A 5,234-nucleotide genomic window follows, 5' to 3' on the forward strand; every position below is an offset into this window, starting at 1 on the left:
GACCAGGGCTGGCCGGTCGCGGTGTGGAACCGCAGCCCGGCGGCGGAGGAGCCGCTGCTGGCCAAGGGCGCGGTCCGGGCGGCGACCCCGGGCGAGGCCGCGGCGGACGGCATCGTCCTGTCCATGGTGGCCGACGATGCGGCGCTGAAGAGCGTGACCACCGGCGATGCCGGCATCCTGTCCGGCCTGCCCCAGGGCGGCGTGCATGTGTCGATGAGCACGGTCAGCCCGGCGATCGCCGCCGACCTCGCGACGGCGCATCAGGCGGCGGGGGTGGCCTATCTCGGGTCTCCGGTCTTCGGCCGGCCGCCGGTCGCGGGCTCGGGCCAGCTCCGGATCGCGGTCTCCGGCCCGGCCGCGGCCAAGGACAAGGTCCGGCCGGTGCTGGAGACGCTCGGCCAGATGCATGATTTCGGCGAAGCGCCCGAGGCCGCGAACGTGGTGAAGCTCGGCGGCAACTTCATGATCGCGGCGGCGATCGAGGCGATGGCCGAGACCTTCACCCTGCTGGAGAAGCACGGTGTCTCCGCCCGCCAGGCGCATGAGCTGTATTCCAGCTCGATCTTCGCCGCGCCGGTCTACAAGCTCTATGGCGGCGCCATCGTCGACCGGGCGTTCTCGCCGCCCGGCTTCCGCATGCCGCTCGGCCTCAAGGATGTCGGGCTGGCGATGGCGGCGGGCGAGAAGGCCGGGGTGCCGCTGCCCTTCGCCGCGGTGCTGCGCGAGCGCTTCATCGGCTCGATCGCCCGCGGCCGCGGCGACCTGGACTGGAGCGCGATCGCCCTCGACGCCGCCGAAGCGGCCGGGCTGAAGGTGGAGTGAGGCGACTTACTGCCCTTTCTCATCCTCCCCCTCCCCTCGCGGGAGGGGGAGAGTAAACGGGACATATCCGACCTTATTCCGCTGCCGGCTCAGCCACTCTGTGTTGGCGCTGCCATAGCGCCGCATAAAGCCCGTCCCGGGCCAGCAGCGCGGCGTGGCTGCCGCGCTCGGCCACCTGGCCGCGGTCCAGCACCAGGATCTCGTCGGCATGGACCACGGTCGACAGGCGGTGGGCGATGATCAGGGTCGAGGTGCCGCGCGAGGCCTCGGCCAGCCGCTCCTGGATCGCCTGCTCGGTGGCGCTGTCGAGCGACGAGGTCGCCTCGTCGAAGATGAACAGCCGCGGCTGCTTCAGCACCGCGCGGGCGATGGCGACGCGCTGCTTTTCGCCGCCCGACAGCTTCAGCCCGCGTTCGCCGACCAGCGTGTCCCAGCCATCCGGCAGCCCGGCGACGAAGCGGTCCAGCTGGGCGATCCGGGCCGCCGCCTCGACCTCCGCGCGCGTCGCCTCCGGCCGGCCGAAGACCAGATTATCGAACAGCGTCTCGTTCAGCAGCACCGTGTCCTGCGGCACCACGGCGATGGCGGCGCGCAGCGAGCCCTGAGTGATGTCGCGCAGGTCGTGGCCGTCGATCAGGATCCGGCCGGCCGACGGGTCGTAGAAGCGGAACAGGAGGCGGGCGATGGTCGACTTGCCGGCGCCGGACGCGCCGACCACCGCCACCGTCCGCCCGGCCGGCAGGGTGAAGCTGACGTCGCGCAGGATCGGCCGGCGAGGGTCATAGGCGAAGGAGACGTGCTCGAAGGCCAGGTCGCCGCGGCCGGGCGGCAGCGGCACGGCGTTGGGTGCGTCCGTCACCTCCGGCGTCTCGTCCAGCAGCGCGAACATCTGCTCGACCGACCCCAGCGAGTTGCGGATCACCCGGTACAGGCGGCTCAGCTGCTCCAGCGGCCGGGCTAGGCGGACGAAATAGGTGTTCAGCAGCACCAGGTCGCCGACCGACATGGTGCCGGCCTGCACTGCCCGGCCGCCGAGGATCAGGAGGATGGCGAGGCCGAGGCTCAGCACCGTCATCTGGGCGATGCCGTTCAGGCTGCGCAGCGCCAGGCCGCGCGCGGCCAGCCGCTCCACCTCCTCCAGCCGCTCGTCGTAGCGGCGGCCGATCGCGCCCTCGGCGCCGAAATACTTCACCGTCTCGTAGTTGATCAGGCTGTCGATGGCGACGGCATGGGCGCTGCTGCTCTCCCGGTTCATGGTCCGGATCGTGCTTCGCAGGCTGTCGGCGCCCAGCGTCATGGCCCAGGCGAAGGCCGCCAGGGTGGCGGCGGTGACCAGGGCATAGAAGGGCGGCAGATGCGCCAGCAGGATGACGCAGGTGGCGGCGATCTCGATCAGCAGCGGCAGGATGCGGAAGGCGACGTCGTAGATCAGCTCGCGGATGCCGGACAGGCCGCGGCCGAGATCTTCGCTGACCGCGCCGGTGCGGCGGCCGAGATGGAAGCGCAGCGACAGCCCGTGCAGATGGGTGAAGAAGGTGCGGCTCAGCCGCCGGACGAGGCGGTGCTCGATCGGGCCGTAGGCGGCGTATTGCAGCTCGCCCAGGATGCGCCCGACCCAGGAGGCGACGGCATAGGCGGTGATCACGCCCATCGCCCCGACCGCCCAGGCATTGGCCTTGCCGGCATAGGCATCGATCGCCAGCGAGAACAGCAGCGGCACCAGCGCCACGGCGAAGGAGGACAGGAACACCAGCGCCACGCAGGCCAGGATGCGCAGCCGCACGCCCCAGCTCTCGCCCCGCCACAGATAGGGCATGACCCGGGCCAGCGTGGCCAGGTCGCCGCGCGCGCTGTGGTCCCCCCGGGGCGGTGTCATCGACATGGCCGGACTCGCATCGTCTCCGTCTCATCCTAATACACGGCCGGCACCGGCATCCCGTCGCCCTTGCTCCGCGGATCGAATCATGTAACTTTCAAAGTTACATGAAACGCAACGAACGCCTTTCCGCCGCTCTCCATGTGCTGGTGCACATGGTCGCGCGGCCCGACACGGCCCTGACCTCGGCCGAGATGGCGGCCTTCGTCGGCACCAACCCCGTGGTGATCCGGCGCGGCTTCGCCGGCCTGCGCGAGGCCGGCATCGTCAGCTCGGTCAAGGGCCATGGCGGCGGCTGGCGCCTGGCCCGGCCGCCGGAGGCGATCACCCTGGCCGAGATCCAGCACGCCCTGGGCGAGCGGGTGGTCTCGCTCACCGCCTTCGAGGTGGGCCAGCCGACCTGCCTGATCCTGCGCGCGGTCACCGCCGCGCTGGACGAGGCGATGCAGGAGGCCGAACGCGCGCTGGACCGGCGCCTCGCCACCCTGACCCTGGCCGATCTCGCGGCCGACGCCCGCCGCCTGAACGGCGGCCACGGCCTGCCTTACGGAGAGTCCCATCATGGTTCATGACGTCATCGTGGTCGGCGGCAGCTTCGCCGGGCTGTCCGCGGCGATGCAGCTGGCCCGCGCCCGCCGCCGGGTGCTGGTGATCGATGCCGGCCGGCCGCGCAACCGCTTCGCCGCCGCGTCGCACGGCTTCCTCGGCCAGGACGGCAAGCCGCCGCTGGCGATCCGGGAGGAGGGGCTGCGCCAGCTGCTCGCCTATCCGACCGTGGCGCTGGTCGAGGGCGAGGCGGTGTCGGCCCGCAAGACCGACGGCGGTTTCGTGGTGGCCCTGGCCGGCGGCCGCGAGGAGGCGGCATCCTACCTGATCCTGGCCACCGGCGTGGCCGACGAGCTGCCGCCGATCCGGGGGCTGCAGGAGCGCTGGGGCAGGACGGTGCTGCACTGCCCCTACTGCCATGGCTTCGAGGTCGCCGGCCGGCCGCTCGGCGTCCTGGCCAACCACCCGCTCTCCGCCCATCAGGGCGGGATGCTGCCCGATTGGGGGCCGACCACCTATTTCACCCAGGGCGAGTTCGAGCCCGATGCCGAACAGGCGGCGTATCTGGCCGGCCGTGGCGTCACCATCGAGCGCAGCCCGGTGGTGGAGCTGCTGGGCACCGCGCCGGACCTGGAGGCCGTGCGGCTCGCCGACGGCCGGGTGGTGCCGGTGGCCGCGCTGTTCACAGCGGCGCGGATCCGCATGGCCAGCCCGCTGGCGGAGCAGCTGGGCTGCGCCTTTGACGACGGCCCGCTCGGCCCCCGCCTGCGCGTCGACGATTTCAAGCAGACGACGGTGCCGGGCGTCTTCGCCGCCGGCGACGCGGCGACCCCGATGCACAACGCCACCCTGGCCTCGGCCTCCGGCGTGATGGCGGGGGTGTGTGCACATCGGGCCTTGATGGGGATGGCGGCCTAGCAATCTGGTCGACAGCGTGGCCCGGCTGGGCGAGGCTGCGGCCAAGCCGGAGGAGACCAGGATGTCGTCGCCGATCGAGTTCTATTTCGACTTCGCCAGCCCCTATGGCTATCTCGGCGCCATGCGGATCGACGCGCTGGCCGCGCGGCACGGCCGCGAGGTGCGGTGGAAGCCGGTGCTGCTGGGTCCGATCATGAAGCAGATCGGGACGAGGCCGATCCGCGACCTGCCGGTGCGCGGGCCGTATCTGGAGCAGGATGCGGCGCGCTTCGCCGCCTTCCTCGACATCCCCTTCACCCTGCCGGTGCAATGGCCGATCGCAGCGCTGGCGCCGTCACGCGCGGTGTGGTGGCTGGCCGACGACCGGCCGGCGCTCGCGCACGACCTCGCCGTGGCGCTCTACGACGCACATTGGGGTCGCGGCGAGGATATCGCCGCGCCCGAGGCGGTGGTGCGCATCGCCGCCGGGCTCGGCCTCGACGCGGCGGAGACGGACGAGGCGATCCGGCGGCCGGAGGTCAAGGACCGGCTGCGGGCCGAGACCGAGGCGGCGGCGGCGAAGGGTGTGTTCGGATCGCCCTTCTTCCTGCTCGACGGCGAAGGCTTCTGGGGCGCCGACCGGCTGGACCAGTTGGAGTGGCGCCTCCAGGGCAGTCCGCGCGCCGGCTGACCCCCGTTGCTGTCATCCTCGGGCTTGACCCGAGGATCCAGGGGCTGCTTTCAGAGCGGTTCTCGGTGGCCCCTGGATTGCCGGGTCAAGCCCGGCAATGACAGGAAGGGGGCGGTGTCCAGCCCGCCCTTTTACCGCACCTTCTCCGGCTTGTAGTACTCCGGCGCCCAGCCCTTGCCGGTCCAGCGGAACAGGCGGCTGCCGTCGATCAGAAGGTCGCGTTTGCCGGCGCTATAGCTCGGCGCCAGGCCCAGTTCATGCGCCTTGCCGTCGGCAACCGGGGTTAGCGACTGCGAGCCCTCGGACAGGATCTCCCACGGGCAGCCGCTGGCGTCGCAATGCTTGGCGTCGTTCCAGAACACGATCACGTCCGGGCTCAACTGGCCGGGCTTCTCGTCCAGC

At 71.7% G+C, this 5,234-nt stretch carries 6 protein-coding genes; 4 read left to right on the forward strand and 2 right to left on the reverse strand.

Annotation, left to right across the window (positions count from 1 at the left end):
* On the forward strand, positions 1-822 hold an 822-nt coding region (locus P409_RS25905), incomplete at its 5' end, for an NAD(P)-dependent oxidoreductase (RefSeq protein WP_034845233.1).
* Positions 823-895: 73 nt separating this feature from the next.
* Here the strand turns inward: P409_RS25905 and P409_RS25910 are convergent.
* Entirely contained in the window at positions 896-2,698 is a 1,803-nt protein-coding gene (locus tag P409_RS25910; RefSeq protein ID WP_034845238.1) for an ABCB family ABC transporter ATP-binding protein/permease, read from the reverse strand.
* A 107-nt stretch (positions 2,699-2,805) separates the two neighbouring features.
* Between P409_RS25910 and P409_RS25915 the strand changes: the two genes are divergently transcribed.
* The 3 genes from P409_RS25915 (at position 2,806) to P409_RS25925 (ending at position 4,832) form a co-directional block, all read left to right on the forward strand.
* Positions 2,806-3,270: an Rrf2 family transcriptional regulator gene (locus tag P409_RS25915; protein WP_052121395.1), complete on the forward strand. Its 465-nt coding sequence runs from the start codon at positions 2,806-2,808 to the stop codon at positions 3,268-3,270.
* Complete coding sequence (locus P409_RS25920) at positions 3,260-4,162, forward strand: NAD(P)/FAD-dependent oxidoreductase (RefSeq protein WP_034845235.1); 903 nt, start codon at positions 3,260-3,262, stop codon at positions 4,160-4,162. The genes P409_RS25915 and P409_RS25920 overlap by 11 nt, the downstream gene beginning before the upstream one ends.
* 61 nt (positions 4,163-4,223) lie before the next feature.
* Positions 4,224-4,832: a 2-hydroxychromene-2-carboxylate isomerase gene (locus tag P409_RS25925; protein ID WP_034845242.1), complete on the forward strand. Its 609-nt coding sequence runs from the start codon at positions 4,224-4,226 to the stop codon at positions 4,830-4,832.
* Positions 4,833-4,963: 131 nt separating this feature from the next.
* Here the strand turns inward: P409_RS25925 and P409_RS25930 are convergent.
* Positions 4,964-5,234 (reverse strand): hypothetical protein (locus P409_RS25930; protein WP_034845236.1); only part of this gene is annotated, 271 nt, incomplete at its 5' end.

Origin of the sequence: Inquilinus limosus MP06, from assembly GCF_000767795.1 — a bacterium.
GTDB lineage: Bacteria > Pseudomonadota > Alphaproteobacteria > DSM-16000 > Inquilinaceae > Inquilinus > Inquilinus limosus_E.

Excerpts from the sequence above, each read along its gene's own strand:
- P409_RS25910 (WP_034845238.1), bottom strand. The coding sequence starts at position 2,698 with ATGACACCGCCCCGGGGGGACCACAGCGCGCGCGGCGACCTGGCCACG.
- P409_RS25915 (WP_052121395.1), top strand. The coding sequence starts at position 2,806 with ATGAAACGCAACGAACGCCTTTCCGCCGCTCTCCATGTGCTGGTGCAC.
- P409_RS25920 (WP_034845235.1), top strand. The coding sequence starts at position 3,260 with ATGGTTCATGACGTCATCGTGGTCGGCGGCAGCTTCGCCGGGCTGTCC.
- P409_RS25925 (WP_034845242.1), top strand. The coding sequence starts at position 4,224 with ATGTCGTCGCCGATCGAGTTCTATTTCGACTTCGCCAGCCCCTATGGC.